The organism is Undibacterium cyanobacteriorum, from assembly GCF_031326225.1.
Taxonomy (GTDB): Bacteria; Pseudomonadota; Gammaproteobacteria; order Burkholderiales; family Burkholderiaceae_D; genus Undibacterium; species Undibacterium cyanobacteriorum.
On sequence record NZ_CP133720.1, the window covers coordinates 387,764 to 409,211 of the forward strand.

Below are 21,448 nucleotides of genomic sequence, written 5' to 3' on the forward strand. Positions count from 1 at the left end.
TTTACATCATCTACAACGGCAAATTATGCACCGCTCGCAGTTGCGCCATCAGATTGCGCTTTTCTTAGCGTGAACCAGAAATTACTTCCCTCGCCGAGTTTACTTTCAAAACCTACTTCGCCTCCCATCTTCTCGATGAAGGACTTGGCGATATTAAGACCCAATCCTGTGCCGCCCTGCTTACGCGTGTTGGATCCATCTGCTTGGGCAAATTTGGTGAAGATGCGATCACGAAATTCGAGCGGTATTCCTGGCCCTTTATCGATTACTTCGACACGATGAAATTCGCCCACATCCGACAGTTTGATTTGAACTTTCTCACCCTTGGGCGAGAATTTTGCTGCGTTCGATAATAGATTCGCGAATACCTGCATGACCCGTTCGGCATCGCCGCGTACGAGATGGGGACCGACCGGCGGTGATAAGTAATATTCAACCCCGAGAGCGATTGCATAGTTCGCGTTCGCTTCTACAGATTGTTCGGCTAGCTGTTGGAGGTCAATGACATCGTCACTGAATTCCATTTTGCCGGAGACCAGTTTTTCCATGTCCAGCAAATCATTGACGAGGCTGCCAAGGCGTTGGCTGTTGCGATGTGCGATCTCGATTAGATGTTTAATCTTCGGTCCGAGTTCGCCGGCGGCACCACTCTCTAGGAGGCCAAGTGCGCCACGGATTGAAGTCAGCGGTGTACGGAGTTCATGACTGACGACAGAAATAAATTCTGACTTAGCGCGATCCGCTTTGCGTTGCTCCGTCAGATCGAGAACGAAGCCGACCCACTCGAGCTTAGAGCCTTCTAAGCGTGCTAGACCCACCATGACCGGCACTTTACTTCCATCTTTGCGAGTGAGTTCGGCCTCAAATGGCGCCGCTTGCCCGGAAATTTCGAGCTCTTTCAAAGCTGCTTGATGGGCAGTGTGATAGGCCGGCGATGTCAGTTTCAGCCACTCGACTTGATTACCGATGATGTCTTCACGTTTGACGCCGAGCATATCGAGCAAAATTTCATTGGCAACGGTTAAGTGCCCTTTCATGTCACCTTGGAAAATACCAACCAAGCTTGAATTGATCAGACGACGTAAGCGTGATTCGCTCATTTTTAAAGCGTCTAGCATGTGCGATTTATCGTTGACCGCTTGTTCTGCCATGCCGAGTGCTTCGACCAGATCACTTTCCACTTTTTTCATGGCCGTGATATCGCGTACGCTGAAAACGCGGCCGACTAGTCGATCACGTAAATATTCTGGTTTCGAGACACAAATATAGTGTTTGCCGTCGTTCAACTGCAGCGTGTTCTCGCTTTCGGCTTCTGGTTCGCGCTGGAGTTTTTCAAGCACATCTTCAAAGTATTTTGGACGTTTGAGCTGCGTCAGAATGTGTTTCAACATATCCGAAGCATTGCGCTCAACGATGAGGTCATTACTCATTTTCCACATGCTACCGAAGCGCCGATTCAGGTTGATGACTCGCCCTTCTAAGTCCGTCGACATGATGCCTTCGGCGGTCGCTTCTAATGAACTCTGTAGTTGCGATGCCAAGGTGACTTGTTCTTGAATCATGCGACGTCGACTGGTCAAGTCTTCGATCTGAATAATCCAAACCACCTCGTTGCCATTTTTAAAGCTCGAAACTTTCTTCTCCACAGGTATCGCTACACCATCGCGATTGAGCCACTCGCTCTCGGCAACACGTGGTTCAGAAAATCCAGGCTGAACACCCAACTCTTCCCAGAAGAATACGTCCTGTAAGGCGCATTCAATGGTGAAGAGCGGTGTTCCAATGAGGTCTTCGCGTTCGGCGCCAATCAGATGGCAGGCACTTTGATTGATCTCTAAAATATTGAGGTCTGGCGCAGAGACGATGACCATCGCCTTACTGACCAACTGCACGATGTGGTGCAGTAAGTCGTGTTGGAGAGGGATGGAAGTTGCGTTCATGATCGAAGACCTAGCTCGACTGTTTCGAGTTGCCAGCAGGCGTGTTTTTTGACTTCGAATCGAAGTAGTAATTCACGCGTTTGCGTGGATTGAGGTAGTCGAAAATTACTTTCGGTAGCAGGCCGGGACGGATACTTCCGGTGACCGAGATATCTCCTGATTCGTCCGCCAGATCAAGAATGATTGCGTCTTCTTTAGGGATTTCTGCATCGTAGACAAGCACCCTCGGGCGCAAGGGTTTGCCAACATTCACATTCATGACTAAACCAATAGCTTCGTTGGATAGACGAACGATGGTGCCGGGCGGATAAACGCCAAGGCTTTTAATTAAAGTGGCCATGATCGCCGAATCAAACTGTGCGCGTCGATGTGCATACATGCTGGATAACGCTTCATGTGGCGTCAATGATTGCGCAGGGTCGATGTGATTACATAGGTTGTCATACACATTGGCGATGGTGACGATGCGAGTTGGCATGCGTATGGCATCGGCTTTCAGTTTCTTGGGATAGCCCGTGCCATCAAGATATTCGTGATGGCTAGCGATGACTTCAAGAACAACGGGCGGTAATCCCGCTTTCTTACCGACCTCGACACCGTAGTCTGGGTGGAGTTCGAAGAAATTTTGTTCCGGCTTCGTTAGTGGTTCCGTCTTGTTCAAAATTTTGTCTGGAATATTGACTTTGCCGAGATCGTGAAATAAGGCCGCCATACCGACGGATTTAATTTGCGCTTCGGTACACTTCATTTCACTGGCGATCATCATCGCGAGCACCGAAACGTTCAATGCATGAAAATACAGTTCTTCATTGGCACTCGTTTGTTGAATCAAGTGCATGACGGTATCGTTCGAGTCGAGGAAGATTTCAGCAATGCTATCAACTAGCTTAGTCGCTTCCTTAATGGTCGCTTCTGGTTGGGAAAAAATGGTCTTCCCAATGCTTCTCACGACACTCGCCGCTTGGATAAACTTCTCCTCGCACTTTGCCAACTCTTCGCGTTGCTTCGCAAGCTTCTCAAAGCGCGCTTTTTTGGCTTCGATGATGTTACTAAAAACTTGGCCATTCACCGGTGGGCTGTTTGCGCTTGATGTCTGAGGCTTGCTAGGGTTGATTTTTGAGAGGTCGGATTTTGAAGGAATGTAACGAATATGCTTAAGCTTGAGGGCTTGTAATTCTTGAATTTGCTGTTCGTTCGTAATCTTGAACGAATTCATAGAAAATGAATGCTCGAACCAGCTGAGGTCAAGCTTGATGAACATGCCGATTTTGACCTGATCTATCGCAATGAGTTGTGAATCGTCTGCCATAGGAATGCGAGCCTGTAGAGTGAAACTGACAATAGCATAGGGCTAGTGTTTTGCAAAGCGTCTCTCTGATTTGCATTTGGTATAGAAGCGACACGGAGCCCTTGGCGGCACTACATGACGGTAGTCTGTTGTGCTATGCGCCGCCAGTGATTCGCTGAAGGATTAGTGCGAATTGTCGACAACGAAGAAGACTAGATCAGGAGGGGCGCCTGTACTCGTATCGATTGCGGTATACAGGCGCGGAATGACGGGATGTTGATGCGTGGCTAAGTAGCGCTACTTGTTCGATTGATTTCGCTCAAGTTCTTTGGCTTGTTTGACCATATTTTTGACGTCGTTCAATAATTTTTTTGCATCATAAACGATGCCGTCTTTGATGGTGAGTTTGACGCCACCAACACGGCTAACATCACCTTGTGAATTCAATCGCATGTGGCCGGTGCCATACAACACCTTGAAATTCGCTAGAGGGTTTTCCTCAAGAATCGCTAAGTCAGCAAGCTTACCCGGTTCGATACTGCCAATTAACTGATTCGCACCAAGCGCTTCTGCCCCTGATAATGTTGCGGCACGCATGACTTCGAGTGGATGGAATCCCGCTTCACGGAGAAGTTCGAGTTCTTCAATGGTGCCGAAACCGTAGACTTTATAGATGTAGCCAGAATCAGAACCAACGGTGACACGGCCACCGCGATTTTTATACTCATTCACAAAGCGCATCCACAAACGATAATTTTCTTTCCAAGCGACTTCTTCCTCTGTTCCCCAGTCGAAAAAGAAGGAACCATGCGCATCGCGATTTGGGCTGAAGAATTTCGCTAACGAAGGCAGCGTGTACTCGTCGTGCCAGTCTGCTCGGCGAGCTCGCATGACATCGCGGGTTGCCTGATAAATGGTGAAGGTCGGGTCGATCGTGAAATCAAGTTTGAGCAGCTCGTCCATTACGGCATTCCATTTTTCAGAGCCCGGCTTAGCCGCCTGAGCCCATAAGCGACCAGCTTGTCCGAAGCGTTGTTGCTCATTTTGATAGTTATAGTCCGCTGGATAGTTTTGCACACGTTGGCCGTCAAACAAGGCCTCGGGTAAGCCATACCAATGTTCCATGGAAGTGAGTCCCCAACGTGCTGTGTTGAGTACATTCACGCGGGCCACATCGATTTGAGCGTGGTGGCATGCAGAGCGTAAGCCTAACTTCTTGGCTTCTTCCAATGCGGCTTGCAAGATGTCTGGTCGATAGCCAAAGCACTTTAGACCATCGGCACCCCTCGCTTTGATTTGGCGCACCCAATTACGGGCTTGTTCGGGTTCAGTGAACGGAGCTTCATTGCCTTGCCCGAAGAAAGGATATGCAAAAATACGTGGCGCGACGATCTTATTTTCGGCGCTCCGTTTTTTTTCATCGAGGCAGAAATTGAGGCCATTGCCACAGGCAGGATCACGAATAGTGGTGATGCCATGTCCCATCCATAATTTGTAGACATATTCAGCAGGAGTACCTTGTTCCGCGCCGCCGATATGCCCGTGCATATCGATGATGCCAGGCATGGCGAAATGTCCCGCAAGATTGATCTCGATACCGCCCTCACGCAATTTCGGGCGGTTGTATCGTACCGGTGAACTTGGTGCGCCAACGGTAATAACTTGGGTAATGCGATTGCCTTCGATGACGATGTCCGCTGGTCCAAAAGCCGGAGCGCCAGTGCCGTTGATGACCGTCAGTTCACGTAGGATTAATTGCTTATACGGTCCTTGCCCTTCGGCGCGATCCGGCGCGGGCTTTACCGCATCGGCTGCAATACTTGCATTGAGCGTCAAGCTCACGGTGATGCTCAGAAAAAGTTCTTTGAGGAGCGGCATGTTGAGATCCAAAGGAGTGAAGGAAGAAGTTGGTCGCTCAACAGTATTGATCAATCTGCTGGCTGGCTCAAGTAGTGTTTGTCATCGTGTTTAATTTTTGCATCAGTGATTGGTCAAGCATTCCCCTCCGCCATAGAATTCACATTTTATGTGTTCATCGTCTTCAATACGCCTTTGAAATGGAATGTGTAGCTCCGAGTTTTTAATCGATAGTTCGGTGTTTTGTGAAATAAACCACTGTCAAAAATCTGTAACCAAAATTAATGAAACTTGCGGGAATTTGCGATTTGAGTTCTAGTATGATGGTGTATCGGTCCTCAATTTAAAGAAAGCGTGGTGCCCAAATGCCTGATGTGATCTCATTACTCAATTCTGGAAGTAGCGCTAATCGTGTGGATATTGTGATTGTCGCTGAGGGGTACACGCAAGCTGAGCGCGCCAAATTTATCACCGATGCTAATACGTTTTTGAAGACTTTTTTGGGTAGTGAAAACGCGCGTTTGAACGCACCTTTTTCGAATTATCAAGGCTTCTTCAACGCCAATGCATTGTTTTTTGCCTCGGCCCAGTCTGGCACTGATCAGCCCAATAATGGCACTTACGTAAACACGTATTTCAGTGCCAGCCAACATGGCAGTGATGGGCGTCTGTTGTACGGTGATTCGGGGTTGGTCTGGACCGAAGTGGAAAAAGCTTTGCCAAGTGATGCACATGAACTCGTCATCGTTTTAGTGAATACGCCTTTGTATGGTGGTGCTGGTGGTGATCTTGCTTGGGCGTCTGCTGGTAATAGCTCAGCATCGGAGTTAGCGCTGCATGAGATTGGACATAGCTTCGCTGGGTTACAAGATGAGTATGTAGACTCCGCAGTAGCGCCAAGTTTCCCTCTTAATGCGAGCGCTTTCCTTAACAGTGCGCACGTCACGGATTCATTGAGCCGCATTCCTTGGAGTGCGTGGTTAGGTTATAACGATGGCGAATTGGGGACGATTGGTACTTATCAGGGCGGTTACTATCGCGCGAATGGCGTATGGCGAGCCACCATCAATTCAAAGATGTTGTCGCTTGGGGTTCCTTTTAGCGCCCCTGAAAAAGAAGCGTTTGCCTTAAATTATTATTCTGCGATTGGTGACTATTTGTCAGTTGAATCGAGCATTCCAGGCATTTATCGCCCATTGACACCCAATAACGCTTTATTCAGTTTTGCTTGGGGCGCCACTGGAAAGAGCACCGTAACTACCAATGGTAGTTTTTTTGATGCTTATGCAGCGGGTTTGATGACCGGATCGAGTAGCATCAACCTCACTACGACAGATAACACTGGTCTCATTCGGAAGAACCTGAGTTCGACTCAGCAGAAAGAGAACATCGCCATTACCAGCACCATCAAACAAGTGGCTGATTTATCTTACACGGTGAGCAGCGCTGATAAATCATCGATCGTGCAAATGAATGCATCGGACAACATCGTAAGCTTAAGCAGCCAAACTGCGGCACAGAATATTTATCTCGACGGTGGTGCTGGTACGGATGCTTTGAAACTGCCATTGAAGTTAGCCGATACGCAGCACTTTAGTGTGGCGCAGATGGCGAACGGTACCTTGATCTTGGGTGAAAGCCTAGGTTTAACAATGGCGGCGCATGCGTTTGAGTCGATTCAATTTCAAGATTTCACGGTAAATCCCAATATTCACGTGAATGCAAAAGGATTGACTAAGGCTGATCTCAAGGTCCTGGAAGACTTGTATGTGGCGTATTTCAATCGAATTCCTGAAGCCGATGGTTTGAATTATTGGATCACGCAATACAAATCGGGAATGAGCCTCGATCAAATCGGCAATGCATTTTATCCCGCAGCGCTTTACTATTCGGACTTAACTGGGTATCGCGAAAACATGTCCAGCGCTGACTTTATCAACATTCTGTACAAAAATGCCTTAGGTCGTGCGGAGGGTGCCGACCCAGAAGGGCTTGCCTATTGGACTGATAAGCTCGATTCCGGCGCGGCGTCGCGGGGCACCATCGTCAGGGTTATTTTGGCATCAGCACACAGCTTTAAGGGCGACCCGACTTGGGGATGGGTTGCGGATTTGCTCGATAACAAAGTAGCGGTCGCGGATCAGTTCGCAGTGCAGTGGGGCTTAGGCTACGCGAGCAACGAAGCTTCAATTACGAACGGAATGAAGCTGGCGCAACTGGTGACGCCGACCGATGTGAGTGCGGCATTGCAGTTGATTGGTATCGCCGAGGGCCAAATTCAATTCATTTAGTCGTCAGCGAAAGATTTGTTGATCGCGATCGAAAAAATGAAAATTATTTTTCATTTTTGCGGGTCTTGTGATCCCTTCTATATGCCGGTTGATCCCGTAGAAATGCATGTCTGGGCTCACTTCGGTCACCTACTTTGAGCAAGAAAATTTTCATCGGGAAAGTTTATTTCAATCCGCGATAATTTTGCTTATGATTAAAATCAGCTTTACATAAAATTCACCAATCGCGATGGTGAAATCCGCCCATATACACTATTTGCTGACTTTAATTCGAGATAAATCGTCTTAAAACTAAATTCAATTTAGTGTTTTCAATATTTTCCGAAATAAATTTGTATCCATTTGGCAATGTCTAAAAGCCCTAGTTTTCTTAGGTTTTTTTGTTTAGTGAAAGCTGTTGTTTTTTAGTGATGAAGCTGCCGTAAAAATTGACACTAGAAGTCAGAAAATGATCTCATGCAAGCTGCATAGCTTTTTGGAATAGTTCAAATATATCGAAAATAAGGGACGTTCCACTTGGATGGAGTCGGATTGCGCGAACAATATTGAAAGGAAATTTTTAATTTTCTTGAAATGTTAACGTGACAACCAATCGATTATGAGTTTTGCAAAGCGGTGATCACACAGTGTTTTTTACTTATAAGGTGTCTCAATGAACAATAAATTTAATATGAAGCAAGTGCGTCGCTCAGCTATCGCTGTAGCGGTCGGCATGTGCTTCGCCTCCATGGCCTACGCGCAAAATGCTGACGGTACCATCTTCGGTCGTGCAAAGGCGAAAGAATCAGTTCAGGTTGTCAATACTGAAACTGGTGCTTCTCGTACGATTGAGGCCGATAAGGACGGTAGCTTTACATTCACTAAATTGCCAGTTGGTCGCTATAAAGTGACAACAGGCGGCAAAACACGTGAAGTATCTGTAGCGATCGGTTCTGGTACTGAAGTGAAGTTCGATGACGTCGCAACAGTGACTGTTACTGCATCACGCACACGTAACCCAATCGACGTTTCCAGCACAGAATCCAATACAGTTTTCTCTTTGGCTGAAATCCAAGCTTTGCCAGTGGGTCGTAACGCGACTGCTGTGTCCTTGTTGGCACCTGGTACAGTTGCTGGTGATGCAGCTTTCGGTAACTTGGCTTCCTTCTCCGGTGCATCTGTAGCGGAAAACGGTTACTACATCAACGGTTTTGACGTTACCAATATGCGTAACTTCACAAACTATTCTTCCTTGCCATTCGATGCGATTAGCCAACAGCAAATCAAGACCGGTGGTTATGGCGCGGAATTCGGACGCTCATTGGGCGGTGTTGTTAGTTTGTCTACGAAGCGTGGTACAAATACTTGGAAGGGTGGTGCTTCGGCATACATCACTCCTGGTTGGGCAAGTGCAAAAGGACAAACGGTTATCAATCGTGATCCTAACGCGAACTGGCCAGCAACGACTCTAGCAAATCCATCCTACACATTGTTCAGCCCATCACAGAACACATTTAAGAACTTGTCTTACAATGTGTACGCTGGTGGCCCAATTGTAAAAGATAAATTATTTGTCTTCGGTTTGTTGGAAGGCCGTAAAAACACCTCTGATACCTATGGTGGTTCCTCAAGTGGTACGGCAAGTGCGGAAACTCCGAATGGCATGATGAAGCTCGACTGGCAGATCAGCGATGATCACCGTTTGGAATTTACTGGTATTAGTAACAAACGCCGCACTAGCAACGTAACATATTTAAATCCAGACGATGAAAAATATGCGCTGCGTCATATCGGTGCTCCACAGAGAACTTCCACAGATACTGGCGGTGACGTTGAAATCCTCAAGTACACAGGCTACTTGACAGAAAACCTGACCTTAACAGCACAATACGGTCGATTGTATTCGTTGCAAGGCCGCCTCAACGATCCGGCGGATTACGGTGCAGACTGCCCAGCAGTGTACAGTCCAAGCCTCACACCATTGGGATGCTGGAATCCATTGCACTTCACAATTCGTGATTTGAAAGCCCCGGATGACTCTGATACACGTAAAGGCAAACGCGTTGACTTGGAATGGATCGTTGGCTCCCACACTATTCGTGCTGGCTACGATGCCCAGGATTTTATTTCGACACAAGCCGGTGTGACTTATTCTGGCGGATCTTACTTCCGTTATTTGAATATGCCAGCAAGCCGTAATATTAACGGTGTGGTTGGTGCAGGTACTCCTGGCAATGCTGAGTACGTTCGTCTTCGTGTTTACCAAGCGACTTCTGGTGAGTTCGTCGCAAAAAATGATGCGATGTACATCGAAGATAGCTGGAAAGTTGCGAAGAATGTGTTGTTGTATGGTGGTATTCGTTCCGAATCTTTCGACAACAAGACAGCTGACGGCATTAGTTTCGTGGACCGTAAAAACCAATTGGCTCCACGTTTCGGCGCAGCTTGGGACGTGAACGGCGACGCCTCAATGAAGGTTTATGGTAACTTCGGTCGTTACTACATCCCTGTGGCATCGAACACTAATATTCGTGCAACTCGCTCAGAATACCAAAGTGAAACTTACTATAACTTCGTAGGTAAGGATCCGAAGACTGGAGCGCCGCTCAATTTGGGTCCACAAATCGGTCAGGCGATTATTTCGGGTAGCTTGTCTTCCCCTAATCCAGGAACGATTGCCGATACGAAGTTGAAGCCAATGAACCAAGATGAGTACATTTTGGGTTTCCAAAAAGCACTCGCAAAAAATTGGTCTATGGGTGTGAAAGCCGTTTATCGTAAGGTGAACGATGGTATGGATGACTATTGTGCGACAACTGGCGTTGCAAAATGGGCAATGGATAACGGTTATAAAAACTTCGATCCACATTCCATGGCTTCGTGTATCTTGATGAATCCTGGTCGTCCATTGAACTTGATGATCGATGCGAATGATGATGGTAAGTTGGTTCAAGTAACTGTGCCGAACAGCTATTTGGGACTGGCTAAGTACGAACGTACATACAAAGCCTTGGAATTGTCCATGGAACGTCCATTTGACGGTAAATGGGGCTTGAGCGGTTCTTATGTTTACTCTGTAAACAAAGGTACAGCAGAAGGTTATGTACAGTCTGACTTGGGTCAAGAAGATGCGGGTATTACTCAAGACTTCGACTTCGGTTCCTTCACAGACGGCGCATACGGTACATTGCCTAACAACCGTACGCACGCTTTGAAGCTGTATGGTAACTATGCATTGAACGACAACTTCCGTTTGGGTGCAAACTTGACAGTCGCTTCTGGCCGTAGCACAAGCTGCATCGGTTATGTACCGACAACAGTACCTGATTACCTTGGCCCAGATGGCACAACAAACGGCGGTTCTGGTGCTTACACAAGCGCGTCCAGCTATTACTGCTTGAATGCACAAGGTACTTCTGTATTGGGTCACCGTGGTAACGGCCCAACTATGCCATGGACTAAGTCTTTAGACTTGAACATTGCATACATCTTGAAATTAGAAGGTGGTCGTACGTTGACGTTGCAGGCTAGCGTATTTAACGTGTTCAACTCTCAAACTATCACTATGGTTAATCAGATCCGTGATTACAGCCGTGCTGAAAGTAAGTTGCCTACAGGTAACAAGTTGAACCCTAACTATGGCTATCCAGCAGCATTCCAAGGTGCACGCTCTGCGAGTTTCTCTGCACGTTACGAGTTCTAATAGCTATCGAACTATCTAGTTCTCGAGTATGAAAACCCCCGCGTAAGCGGGGGTTTTCTTTTGGTCGCACCGTTCTATTTGCGGGGGTATTTTGTTCTTACTCGAACCTCGCTCGTATCAAAATCTTGTACTCAAATTGGATGTGTGCACTGAATCAGCAGACCCATTAATTGACGCTGGTTGATCAAGAGTCCAGAAGCTGCGGATGGGTTTGATTCCGACCCTGAACCAAGCGAATTGAAACACTCGTCACGGCGAAATTTGTTGGGCAGATCTTCTAGAGTGACAGCAAAAGGCTGGCGTATATGAGTGAGTAACTGATATGAGCCTAACGGCAGGTAAGTTAGCTTGAACATCCCTGAAAACAAGCTGGTGCCGCAAGTGTTGATTCTTGCGAGATGAACTTGGGACGCATCGCTTGCACTTCAGCTCTTATGACTTGCTTGATCGCCCCATTTCTTACCTGAAATACCGATGTCGAAGCATGTAGAATCTAAAACACTGGAAAGTGCTCGAATTCGGTCAGAACTGCGATGCTTGTACTTTGGTGCGTGAATAGATTGATTCTAATGATGTGTCGTTAAGTCTCATTAGATTGAATCGTGCTAAGTCTGATTGGTCAATCACATTACTAGCTATATTAGCTAACCTCATCATCAAGATCTTGGTCTTGTTCGTGATTGAATACACCCTTATCGGTTGCCCCTAGTAAGCGGCTCGTTAAAGTACCAGCGGTAATCGACCCACTCACATTGAGAGCAGTGCGTCCCATATCAATCAAGGGTTCGATTGAAATCAGCAAACCCGCCAGGGCGACTGGCAAGTTCAGTGACGATAACACGATCAAAGCGGCGAAGGTCGCGCCACCGCCAACACCAGCAACGCCGACCGAGCCTACAGCAATAATCGCTAACAAAGAGGCGAGGAAAGAAATCGACAAAGGATCGATGCCTTGCGTTGGCGCGATCATGAATGCCAACATTGCTGGGTAAATACCGCCGCAACCATTCTGTCCCATCGCTGCACCAAACGAGGCGGAAAAATTGGCGATCCCTTCAGGAATACCTAAGCGACGTGTCTGTGTTTTCACGTTCAAAGGAATCGAACCAGCGCTGGTGCGTGAGGTGAAGGCAAAGACTAATACCGGCACGATCTTGCGAGCATGCGTCAACGGATTCAAACCACAGGCAGCGACAATGCCGAGATGGACCAAGAACATCAAGATAATCGCACTGTAAGATGCGGCGACAAAGCTCAATAAATTGAGAATGTCTTGTTGATTTGACTTGGCTACTACTTGAACCATCAAGGCAAAAACACCGAATGGTGTGAGTCGTAAAATCAAGGTGACCAAACGCATGACGATGGTCTGCGCCACTTCAACAAAGTGGGCGAACGAGGAAAACATTTCCGGCTTCTTCTCCGCGATCCCGGTCGCAGAAATACCAATCAAGATAGAGAAAATGACGACCGCGATGGTCGAGGTTTTACGCGCACCCGTCATGTCCAAGAATGGGTTCTCGGGAATGAAGCTTAATATCATGTTGGGAATCGACAGGGTTTGCGCTTCCCCCAGTTTGCCGTTCAAATACACACCGCGCGCATTTTCTGCATCGCTGGCGTTCAAGCCAATCGCGGTCAAATGAAAACTGTGCGCCATCAAAATGCCGATACATGCGGCGATGACGGTGGTCGTGATTAAGGTGCCTATCGTGATCGAGGAAATCTTGCCGAGCGAGCTGACATCTTTCAGTTTCAAAATCGCGCCGATGATGGAGACCATAATCAAGGGAATCACCACCATTTGCAGTAACTTGACGTAGCCTGTACCAACCACATCGAGCCAAATATTAGTTTCCTTAATCACCTCAGAGCCGAGGCCATAGTGCCATTGAAAAGCGGCGCCGAGCACAATACCGAAACCAAGCGCTGAGAACACGCGTTTGGTGAAGGACCAATGCTGTTGCTGCATCCAATACAGGGCGCCTAGAAAAATCGCGGAAATCAAAAGATTGACGAGGATGCTGAAGTTCATCGGGATCGCTTTCGATGGCAAAAAGGAAAAGGGCATTCTAGCCCAAAAGCTCAGTCAACGGCATGTGCCGGAGACCTGAGCCGCAGATAGAAAATAGAAGTATGCAGATTGTTGGCGAACGCCAAATTTTATGCGTTGTTGGCACTCGCTTTTCGGGCAAAATCGATCAATTGTGTGAAGGCCTCGGCGAAGTACATTTCGTAGGTATCGCGTTCGACGAAACCAATATGCGGCGTCAACAAAACGTTCTCGCGATTCAATAGAGTGTAGTCGCGCGGCAAAGGTTCTGTTTCGAACACATCGAGTGCTGCAAATCCTGGGCGCCCAGCATCGAGCGCTTGCACTAAAGCGCCCTCAGCTATTAATTCAGCTCGACTCACATTGACCAAGAGCGCATCACTTTTCATGCGCGATAAATCATCAAAGCCAATCATGCCATGGCTTCGATCACTGAGACGCAAATGCAAGCTAATGATGTCGCTACTCTCAAAAAAGACTTCGCGACTAGCACACGCTTGCAAGCCATCAGCCACTGCTGCGGCACGGCTTTGCTCGCTGCCCCAAATTTGCACCTGCATGCCGAAGGCTTTGCCATAAGCCGCGACGAGCTTACCGATGCGGCCATAACCCCAAATGCCCAAAGTGCGGCCTTTGAGTACGCGGCCAATTCCATTCGCTTGCGGATACAGCGAAGCAGTTTGCCAAACGTGATCTTGTAGCAGACTAGTGTAATTCGTGATCTTGCGTGAACTCGCCATGATCAATGCCCACGCCAGTTCGGCTGGGGCGGTGGGATCACCCTTGCCGTCGACCACTGTAATCCCCAATTCCTTGGCGGCTTCCAGATCAATATTGCCAGCCAAGCGTCCGGTTTGGGCGATGAATTTGAGCTTGGGTAATTTGCTCAATAAAGCCCGGCTCAAAGTGGTTCGTTCGCGTATCAAGACCAAAGCATCAAACGGCGCAAGGCGAATCGCCAGCTGGCCGAGGCCTACGGCGCGGTTGTTAAACACTTTTACCTCATGATCGCGCAAAATTTGAAAGCAGTGCAAGTGGCGGACGGCATCTTGGTAGTCGTCGAGTATGGCAATCTTCATAGTGTAAGGTATTGAAGTGGTGTGCTAGATGTCGAAAAAACAATCGCAGATTATTTTCAAATTTGTTTTAACAGTGATAACAAATATGTCGCAAAATTAGGCGCTTTACGCCAGCTCGGTGTAGAATACGCTGCACGTAGCTTTTTGCTTTCGCTCCCGTGCTTCAGTGTTCCTTCCTCAAGTCCGGCCGCGAACCTGGATCTCAGACCTTCCTAACATCTCAGTCTGTCTTCCTATTATCCGACAGAAATGCCGCTAACGTGCCCGTCATGCTTGAGCTTTGCTCGCATACCCGCTCATCAGGCCCTTCCTGCCGTGCCGCTACACAGATTTTTTTATTGAAATGGCATTGGAGTTAGTATTATGAATCAACCTAGCATGCAAGGCGTTACGGCACTCAATGTGCCGGCGCACGTAAAGCATCAAAAACTCATTAACTGGGTCGCAGAAATGGTCGCCTTGACTAAGCCAGATAATGTGTATTGGTGCGATGGCACACAAGAAGAATACGATCGCTTGTGCGCGCAAATGGTGGCTGCTGGCACCATGAAAAAATTGAACGAAGCGAAGCGTCCAAATAGCTACCTCGCTTGTTCCGATCCTTCCGACGTGGCACGTGTCGAAGATCGCACTTATATCTGTTCCGAAAAACAAGAAGACGCCGGTCCAACCAATAACTGGATGGCACCAGCGGAAATGCGCGCGACTTTGCATCCTTTGTTTGATGGCTGCATGAAAGGTCGTACCATGTACGTGGTGCCTTTCTCTATGGGGCCTTTAGGCTCTCCTATCGCTCACATCGGCGTGGAATTGTCTGATTCTCCTTACGTGGCAGTCAACATGCGCATCATGACGCGCATGGGTAAAGCCGTGTTTGATGTCTTGGGTACAGACGGCGACTTCGTACCTTGCGTCCACACCGTTGGCGCACCTTTGGCAGCTGGCCAAAAAGACGTGGCATGGCCATGCAATAGCACGAAGTACATTGTGCATTATCCAGAAACACGCGAAATCTGGTCCTTCGGTTCTGGTTACGGTGGTAACGCTTTGTTGGGTAAAAAATGCTTCGCTTTGCGTATCGCTTCCACTATGGGCCGCGACCAAGGTTGGTTGGCAGAACATATGTTGATTCTCGGTGTTGAATCGCCAGAAGGCAAAAAACATTATGTGGCAGCTGCATTCCCATCGGCTTGCGGTAAAACGAATTTCGCGATGTTGATTCCAGCAATCAAAGGCTGGAAAGTGACAACGATCGGTGACGACATCGCTTGGATTAAACCAGGTAAAGATGGTCGTTTGTACGCGATCAACCCAGAGGCAGGTTATTTCGGCGTGGCACCAGGCACGAATACCGCAACCAATTCCAATTGCATGTCTTCTTTGACAGCGAATACGATCTTCACGAACGTCGCATTGACGGACGACGGTGACGTATGGTGGGAAGGTATGAGCAAAGAAGCGCCAGCTCATGCCATCGATTGGCAAGGTAAAGACTGGTCTCCAGAAATCGCTAAAGAAACTGGCCGCAAAGCAGCGCATCCAAACGCACGTTTCACGGTAGCGGCAACGCAAAATCCAGTGTTGGATCCAGCATGGGATGATCCAGCAGGTGTGCCAATTTCTGCCTTCATTTTCGGTGGCCGTCGTTCGACCACAGTGCCTTTGGTGACGGAAGCGCGTAACTGGGTTGAAGGCGTCTACATGGCAGCGACCATGGGTTCTGAAACCACTGCAGCTGCCGTGGGCCAACAAGGTGTAGTGCGTCGTGATCCATTCGCGATGTTGCCGTTCATGGGTTACAACATGAGCGACTATTTCCAACACTGGCTGAACATGGGTGAAAAAGTCAAAGCACTCGGCGGTAAACAACCTAACATCTACTGCGTGAACTGGTTCCGTACTGATGCCAATGGTAAGTTCGTCTGGCCAGGTTTTGGCGACAATATGCGTGTCTTGAAGTGGATGTTGGAGCGCATCGACGGCGCCACGACTGGCCAAGAAAACATCTTCGGTATCAGCCCAAAATTCGAGGACATCACATGGGATGGCTTGAACTTCACAGCTGAGCAATTTGAAATGATTACCTCGATCGATAAAGATGCGTGGAAAGCAGAACTCGAATTGCATACCGAGTTGTTTGATAAGTTGAAATACCGTTTGCCAGCAGAGCTGGAAGCCACTAAAGCCGCATTGGCACAACGTTTGGCATGATGTTTGACATGAAGTAGTCGCAAAGCACTAGCCTACCACCTTAGTGCAAACGCCAGCCCGATTCATCCGGCTGGCGTTTTTATTTTTTGAACGCGTATCGATTGCAAAAAAAGTTTTTGTTCACTTTTGCATCAAACTTGCGCATCAGTTCATCACAATCTTAATTTCTATTTATCGTCGTGTGCTCGAATCTGCACTAGCTTTGCGCAGTAGGCATGCTCTCCACGGTGCACAGTGGAGAGCATCCCTCAATTGGTGCATGTGGGGCGAAATAATGTTTAGTTGAGAGTTGACGATTGCCGCCTGAATGCGTGGTCGCGGGACTTGGCATACGAGCTAATCAGGCTACAATGGCAGCGTACTGATTTTTTTGCAGAGCCACCTATGAATTTCTTGACCTTAGATTTAAATCTCTTGCGCGTGTTTGACACCGTCATGGTCGAGCAAAATTTGACACGTGCCGCCGATAAATTGGCGATGACGCAGCCCGCTGTTTCGAATGCGATCAAGCGCCTACGCTATTCACTGAACGACGAACTTCTGATTCGTACTGCCTATGGCGTCAAACCGACGCCGCGTGCTGAAATCTTGTGGCCGGCGGTGCGTGAAGCTTTATCGACCTTGGAAGCGGCGATTGCACCGACCAGTTTCGACCCATCGAAAGCCGTCGCAACCTTCAGGATGGCGATGGCGGATTCCACTGCTGCATTGTGGATGCCGACCTTGATCACGGCCTTTGAGCGCGAAGCGCCGCATATGAATGCGCGTATGGTGCCGCTGACGACTCGTGATCCACGGCCACTCTTGATCCAAGCCGATATTGATATCGCCGTTGGTTTCTTCCCCGGCATTGTGGCGCAACTCTCAGGTGGACAAGGCGCATCACGTAGCCCGATTCGTCACGAGCGTTTGTATTCGGGGCATTATGTTTGCGTCATGAGCAAGAACCATCCTTTGGCCAATGAGGAACTCACGCTCGATAAATACTGCGCTGCGAATCATTGCTTAGTGAGTTTTTCGGGTCGTGCCCACGGTTTGATTGACGATGAATTATTGAAAATGGGCCGTGAGCGCCGCATTCTGCTGACGGTGAATCAATTCTTCACGGGCGGTAAGGTGGTGGCTAATTCAGACCTCATCACCGTGTTACCATTACACTTTATCGCCTCCACGGGCATGAGCGAATCTTTGGTGTGGAAAGAATTACCTTTCGAAACGCCTGACGTGCACGTGGATATGCTCTGGCATGAACGCGACGCTCGCAATCCAGCACATCGCTGGTTGCGCGAACACTTCGTGAATATGACGCACGAAATGTTTGCGCCTTTAGCTGATGTGAAGATGGGGGATTAGCGCGCCTGCCAAGCAAGAATTTCATCTTTTTGAAGTCGAGAATCTTATGTTCACTGGCATTGTGCAAGGCGTGGCTCGTATCGCCGAAATTCATGATAAACCGGGTTTGCGCACGATACGTTTGGCTTTCCCAGAGGGCTTTGCCACCGATCTCGCCATCGGTGCCAGTGTCGCCACCGATGGGGTGTGCTTGACCGTCACGGCTTTGCATGACAACGCAGCCGACTTCGACATCATGCAGCAAAGTTTGAATATCACGACCTTGGGTTCTTATCTTCAAGATGGCCAAGTCAACGTCGAACGCGCGGCCAAAGATGGTGCGGAAATCGGCGGCCATCCATTATCAGGTCACGTCGATTTTGTCGCTGAGATTGCGCAGATCCGTCAAACCGAAAACAACTATGTGCTGCGCTTCGCCGTACCACCCCAGTGGATGCGCTATATCTTCGCCAAAGGCTATATCGCCATCAATGGCGCGAGTTTGACGATCGCCGAAGCGAATCGCGACGAATCTTGGTTTGAGGTGTGGCTGATTCCGGAAACACTACGCATGACGGTGTTCGGACAGAAAAAAGTGGGCGATCAGGTCAATATCGAAATCGAAAGACAGACCCAAGTCGTGGTCGATACGGTGCGCAATCTGATGCAGGAAATGTTGGGGCCGTTGTTGCCCGCTTTAGAGGAAGTTTTAGAGCGTCAGGGTGCTAGCGCAGCTTTGCAGAAGTTACGTGGATGAATGCGGCGTCACGCGGTTGGTCTTGCGCATTGAGGCGACCGAATCAGCTAATTTGGCTTAATCCAATACACGCAGCGTCGGCCTTCGCTGAGCAAATGCTCTTGCCTTTGAACGATGACCTCATCACCAAGTGCCTTCTGAAAAACTTTTAACTCTGAGCGACAAAAGTTTTGGCATGCGGTCGCAGCAGCGCAAATGGGGCAGTGATTTTCGATCAGAAGAAAACCACCTTCATCGTGTGTGCTCAATTCCGCCATATAACCTTCTTCATTGCGCAATTGCGCGAGTGCTTTGGCTTTGGCGCGTAAGCTTTTGTAGCCGCTTAATTTGTCTTGATACAGCGCCAGACTTTGCTGCTCACGATTGGCAATCAGTTTGTTCAAGCCTTGCTCGCCAAAGAGTTCTCGCACTGAATTGATCAATTGCAGCGTGAGTTCATTGTGGCGATCTGGGAAGCGGGCGTGACCTGCCTCGGATAATTGCCAATAACGATTCGGGCGACCTTGTTTTTCGGCTTGTTCGTAATACTCGACCAAACCTAGTTCTAACCATTGCTCCAAATGACGACGTGCGCCCATCGAGCTGAGTTCGAGCATCTCACCCAGCGCTTGCGCAGTTAATGGGCCGCGCGTTTTGAGTGTGAACAGAATGCGATCGGCCGATTTCAAAATGCACTCTCCGCTGCTTCTGCCGCATCTTTCGCAGCCAGTTCTGCTTCCCAATGTCCGATGCGCCACGCTGCCCACATACTGAGCAAGGCACCCAATACCAAGATGATGCGCGTATCGATCAAGGTCAGTAAGGAGCCGAGCAAGGCAATCATAATATTGGCGAGGTAAAAGGTGGTCGAGATCAAGCCCATCACCGCACCTTGTCCGAGATGACCGAAGCGCTCTGAACACCAACTTGGCAAGACCGCGTTATACACCGCGTTCGGAAAACCGAAAGCGATAATCGCAGCAATGCCTATCCACGCATTACCGAGCCCTACTGCAGCGACGGCACTGGCTGCGCAAAATGCATGAAAGCGAATTCTTTCCAAAGGCGGGCGGCTACTCGGTTTGCCCGCCGCCAGTGAAGACAATGCCATCACACCGCACAGAGCAGCCGTGACCCAAGCGATGCCTTTTGAGTGGTAACCCGGCACTTCGACTAACCACAATGGAAAGAAGTCGTAAAAAGCGGTGACGCCGCTGGTATAGGCCAACTGAATGATGAAGAGTTGCTTGAGCTCCGGCACTTTTAGTAAGTTGAAGGAGTGCTTGGATTTCGCGACCTGCCACCATGAGGTGCTCAGATGCGATGGCCGTTCTTTCGGTAGCGCGATCGCCACCATGCCCGCGGTCATCAATAGCGCCACTGTCGCCACCCAAAAAGGTACGGTCACGCCCCATTGCAAAGTGATCCCCGCAATCAAAGGCCCAACTAACCAACCGCTATACACCGCACCATTGAGCCAGGCTAGTGCTTGCACCCGTACATCGCCTTCTAACTTGTCGGCCAACATCGCGCGAGCTACTGAAGCATTTCCTTCGAGGAGACCGGTGATGAAACGCGCCAAAATAAACAGGGGATAGTTTTGAATCACCAAGGACCACGCGGTAATCGCGTGCCCTACGGCAGCACCGATCGCACTGGTAAGTAAAACTGGACGACGGCCATAACGATCTGACATCGGGCCCAAAAGCGCAGTGCCAATCAGTAAACCAAGTGGATTGATGCTCAAAGCAATGCCAAATAATAACTTTGGTGGCAAGCCCAGAAAATGGTTGAGATTATTACTAGCATCTGCCGCGAATAGTGGCGGCAAAATAGGATAAGGCAAAGCGGCGCCGACCGTGGAAAGCAGCGCCAACAGGCAGGCTGCTGTGATCAGAAGTGGGTGTTTCATGGACGAAAATAGGGAGAGCTGCGAAGGCAATGCTTCACATCATAAATCTATAGAGTTATTAAGTAAACGTTTTTGTTTATTTATTGAATTGAAGATAAGGCTGAAATACGAAGCTCCACTTTGTTGCTCTTGACGTGGTAATCATGATGGAACAAGTCAGCGTTTAGATTTCGGCGTCGATTGACCCTGTAGCAAAAGGCCATACTTCGCCACTGACCCATACCTGGTTTTGTTGATCCATCCACGTCAATAACTTGCTGGGTCTATGCACGAATCGACCTTGTCGCCAGGTGATGCGTTCACTGATGTTCGCGAGGCCTTGATGGACTAGATATGCAAGTGCTGGGCCAATCGCGCTGCCGGTGGCGACATCCTCAACTTGGCCGAGGTTATCCCAGGTACGAATTTCTTTGTTCGTAATATCCACAACGAAAACAAATTTCGCACCGAGTTCGGTCAATTCTGATTCAAGACTGGTGCTGCAGATCTTGGTTCGCTCCAAAGCCGCAGGCGTGACTGGAAGAATGAGGTAGTCGAGCCCCGTCGAAATCACACGCGCTGGTAGTTCGGTAACGAGGTCTGTCTCGTATAAAGAAAGGCTGCGCAAGACTTTGCTTAGTGAGCTGCGTGCCAGAACAGGGCCGATCTGCGGCTTGCCTTGATTCATGGTGCATGAATAGTAGGTGCTTCTTTTCTCGTCCAACTTGGTCTGTCGTTGCTTCTCCAATTGCGTACTAAAGACCTCCACACTTCGTTCTTGTAGCCGAATTTGCCAACTCGCCTGTGGTTCATCGGCCTTGAAGATACGGTGCAAGACAGCCGCAGCGCCCAGCAAAGGGTGCCCCGCAAATGGTAGCTCTTCTTCGACCGTGAAGATCCGCGCCTCGGCACCGTTGGGATTGGCATGCATTAGGAAGATCGATTCAAATTGCCGCATTTCACGTGTGATCGCTTGCATGCGCTCGGCGTCCCAGTGTTCAGCTTGTGGAAAAACACTGAGGCCATTGCCGTTGAGGCTAGTGCTGGCAAAGACATCGACTTGGAAGTAATCGGGAGTGTTCATGCGA

General features: G+C 48.8%; 13 protein-coding genes. 5 read left to right on the forward strand and 8 right to left on the reverse strand.

Features of this window, described 5'->3' with window-relative positions; all coding sequences use genetic code 11:
• Positions 1 to 23 precede the first annotated feature (23 nt).
• The 3 genes from RF679_RS01660 to RF679_RS01670 all read right to left on the reverse strand — a co-directional run bounded on the left by RF679_RS01660 (position 24) and on the right by RF679_RS01670 (position 5,106).
• Positions 24 to 1,940 (reverse strand): PAS domain-containing sensor histidine kinase, encoded by a 1,917-nt coding sequence (locus RF679_RS01660; protein WP_309482492.1) that lies wholly within the window; start codon positions 1,938 to 1,940, stop codon positions 24 to 26.
• Between the two features lie 10 nt (positions 1,941 to 1,950).
• A complete protein-coding gene (locus RF679_RS01665) occupies positions 1,951 to 3,249 on the reverse strand; it encodes an HD-GYP domain-containing protein (protein WP_309482493.1) in 1,299 nt (432 codons plus the stop codon).
• 276 nt (positions 3,250 to 3,525) lie between these two features.
• On the reverse strand, positions 3,526 to 5,106 hold the full coding sequence (locus RF679_RS01670) for an amidohydrolase family protein (protein ID WP_309482494.1): 1,581 nt from the start codon (positions 5,104 to 5,106) through the stop codon (positions 3,526 to 3,528).
• Between the two features lie 344 nt (positions 5,107 to 5,450).
• Here RF679_RS01670 and RF679_RS01675 point away from each other — a divergent pair, with 344 nt between their 5' ends.
• Positions 5,451 to 7,376 (forward strand): M64 family metallopeptidase, encoded by a 1,926-nt coding sequence (locus RF679_RS01675; protein ID WP_309482495.1) that lies wholly within the window; start codon positions 5,451 to 5,453, stop codon positions 7,374 to 7,376.
• Between the two features lie 652 nt (positions 7,377 to 8,028).
• Positions 8,029 to 11,058 carry a TonB-dependent receptor gene (locus tag RF679_RS01680; RefSeq protein WP_309482496.1) on the forward strand — a complete coding sequence of 1,010 codons (3,030 nt, stop codon included), beginning with the start codon at positions 8,029 to 8,031 and terminating at the stop codon, positions 11,056 to 11,058.
• Between the two features lie 640 nt (positions 11,059 to 11,698).
• Here the strand turns inward: RF679_RS01680 and RF679_RS01685 are convergent.
• Positions 11,699 to 13,129: an L-cystine transporter gene (locus RF679_RS01685; protein WP_309482497.1), complete on the reverse strand. Its 1,431-nt coding sequence runs from the start codon at positions 13,127 to 13,129 to the stop codon at positions 11,699 to 11,701.
• 92 nt (positions 13,130 to 13,221) lie between these two features.
• Positions 13,222 to 14,190 (reverse strand): D-2-hydroxyacid dehydrogenase family protein, encoded by a 969-nt coding sequence (locus tag RF679_RS01690; RefSeq protein WP_309482498.1) that lies wholly within the window; start codon positions 14,188 to 14,190, stop codon positions 13,222 to 13,224.
• A gap of 363 nt (positions 14,191 to 14,553) precedes the next feature.
• Between RF679_RS01690 and RF679_RS01695 the strand changes: the two genes are divergently transcribed.
• The 3 genes from RF679_RS01695 (at position 14,554) to RF679_RS01705 (ending at position 18,490) form a co-directional block, all read left to right on the forward strand.
• Positions 14,554 to 16,401, forward strand: coding sequence for a phosphoenolpyruvate carboxykinase (GTP) (locus tag RF679_RS01695; RefSeq protein WP_309482499.1), 1,848 nt, complete (start codon positions 14,554 to 14,556; stop codon positions 16,399 to 16,401).
• A gap of 384 nt (positions 16,402 to 16,785) precedes the next feature.
• Positions 16,786 to 17,754 carry a LysR family transcriptional regulator gene (locus RF679_RS01700; RefSeq protein WP_309482500.1) on the forward strand — a complete coding sequence of 323 codons (969 nt, stop codon included), beginning with the start codon at positions 16,786 to 16,788 and terminating at the stop codon, positions 17,752 to 17,754.
• A 46-nt stretch (positions 17,755 to 17,800) separates the two neighbouring features.
• On the forward strand, positions 17,801 to 18,490 hold the full coding sequence (locus tag RF679_RS01705) for a riboflavin synthase subunit alpha (RefSeq protein ID WP_309482501.1): 690 nt from the start codon (positions 17,801 to 17,803) through the stop codon (positions 18,488 to 18,490).
• Between the two features lie 47 nt (positions 18,491 to 18,537).
• Here RF679_RS01705 and RF679_RS01710 read toward each other — a convergent pair whose 3' ends face one another.
• The 3 genes from RF679_RS01710 to RF679_RS01720 all read right to left on the reverse strand — a co-directional run bounded on the left by RF679_RS01710 (position 18,538) and on the right by RF679_RS01720 (position 21,444).
• On the reverse strand, positions 18,538 to 19,158 hold the full coding sequence (locus RF679_RS01710; protein ID WP_309482502.1) for a helix-turn-helix transcriptional regulator: 621 nt from the start codon (positions 19,156 to 19,158) through the stop codon (positions 18,538 to 18,540).
• Entirely contained in the window at positions 19,155 to 20,381 is a 1,227-nt protein-coding gene (locus tag RF679_RS01715; protein ID WP_309482503.1) for an MFS transporter, read from the reverse strand. The genes RF679_RS01710 and RF679_RS01715 overlap by 4 nt, the downstream gene beginning before the upstream one ends.
• A 163-nt stretch (positions 20,382 to 20,544) precedes the next feature.
• On the reverse strand, positions 20,545 to 21,444 hold the full coding sequence (locus tag RF679_RS01720; protein WP_309482504.1) for a PhzF family phenazine biosynthesis protein: 900 nt from the start codon (positions 21,442 to 21,444) through the stop codon (positions 20,545 to 20,547).
• Positions 21,445 to 21,448 lie beyond the last annotated feature (4 nt).

Coding starts and splice junctions, on each gene's coding strand:
- RF679_RS01705 (WP_309482501.1), top strand. CDS start 17,801: ATGTTCACTGGCATTGTGCAAGGCGTGGCTCGTATCGCCGAAATTCAT.
- RF679_RS01675 (WP_309482495.1), top strand. CDS start 5,451: ATGCCTGATGTGATCTCATTACTCAATTCTGGAAGTAGCGCTAATCGT.
- RF679_RS01670 (WP_309482494.1), bottom strand. CDS start 5,106: ATGCCGCTCCTCAAAGAACTTTTTCTGAGCATCACCGTGAGCTTGACG.
- RF679_RS01685 (WP_309482497.1), bottom strand. CDS start 13,129: ATGCCCTTTTCCTTTTTGCCATCGAAAGCGATCCCGATGAACTTCAGC.
- RF679_RS01695 (WP_309482499.1), top strand. CDS start 14,554: ATGAATCAACCTAGCATGCAAGGCGTTACGGCACTCAATGTGCCGGCG.
- RF679_RS01660 (WP_309482492.1), bottom strand. CDS start 1,940: ATGAACGCAACTTCCATCCCTCTCCAACACGACTTACTGCACCACATC.
- RF679_RS01690 (WP_309482498.1), bottom strand. CDS start 14,190: ATGAAGATTGCCATACTCGACGACTACCAAGATGCCGTCCGCCACTTG.
- RF679_RS01665 (WP_309482493.1), bottom strand. CDS start 3,249: ATGGCAGACGATTCACAACTCATTGCGATAGATCAGGTCAAAATCGGC.
- RF679_RS01700 (WP_309482500.1), top strand. CDS start 16,786: ATGAATTTCTTGACCTTAGATTTAAATCTCTTGCGCGTGTTTGACACC.
- RF679_RS01720 (WP_309482504.1), bottom strand. CDS start 21,444: ATGAACACTCCCGATTACTTCCAAGTCGATGTCTTTGCCAGCACTAGC.
- RF679_RS01715 (WP_309482503.1), bottom strand. CDS start 20,381: ATGAAACACCCACTTCTGATCACAGCAGCCTGCCTGTTGGCGCTGCTT.
- RF679_RS01680 (WP_309482496.1), top strand. CDS start 8,029: ATGAACAATAAATTTAATATGAAGCAAGTGCGTCGCTCAGCTATCGCT.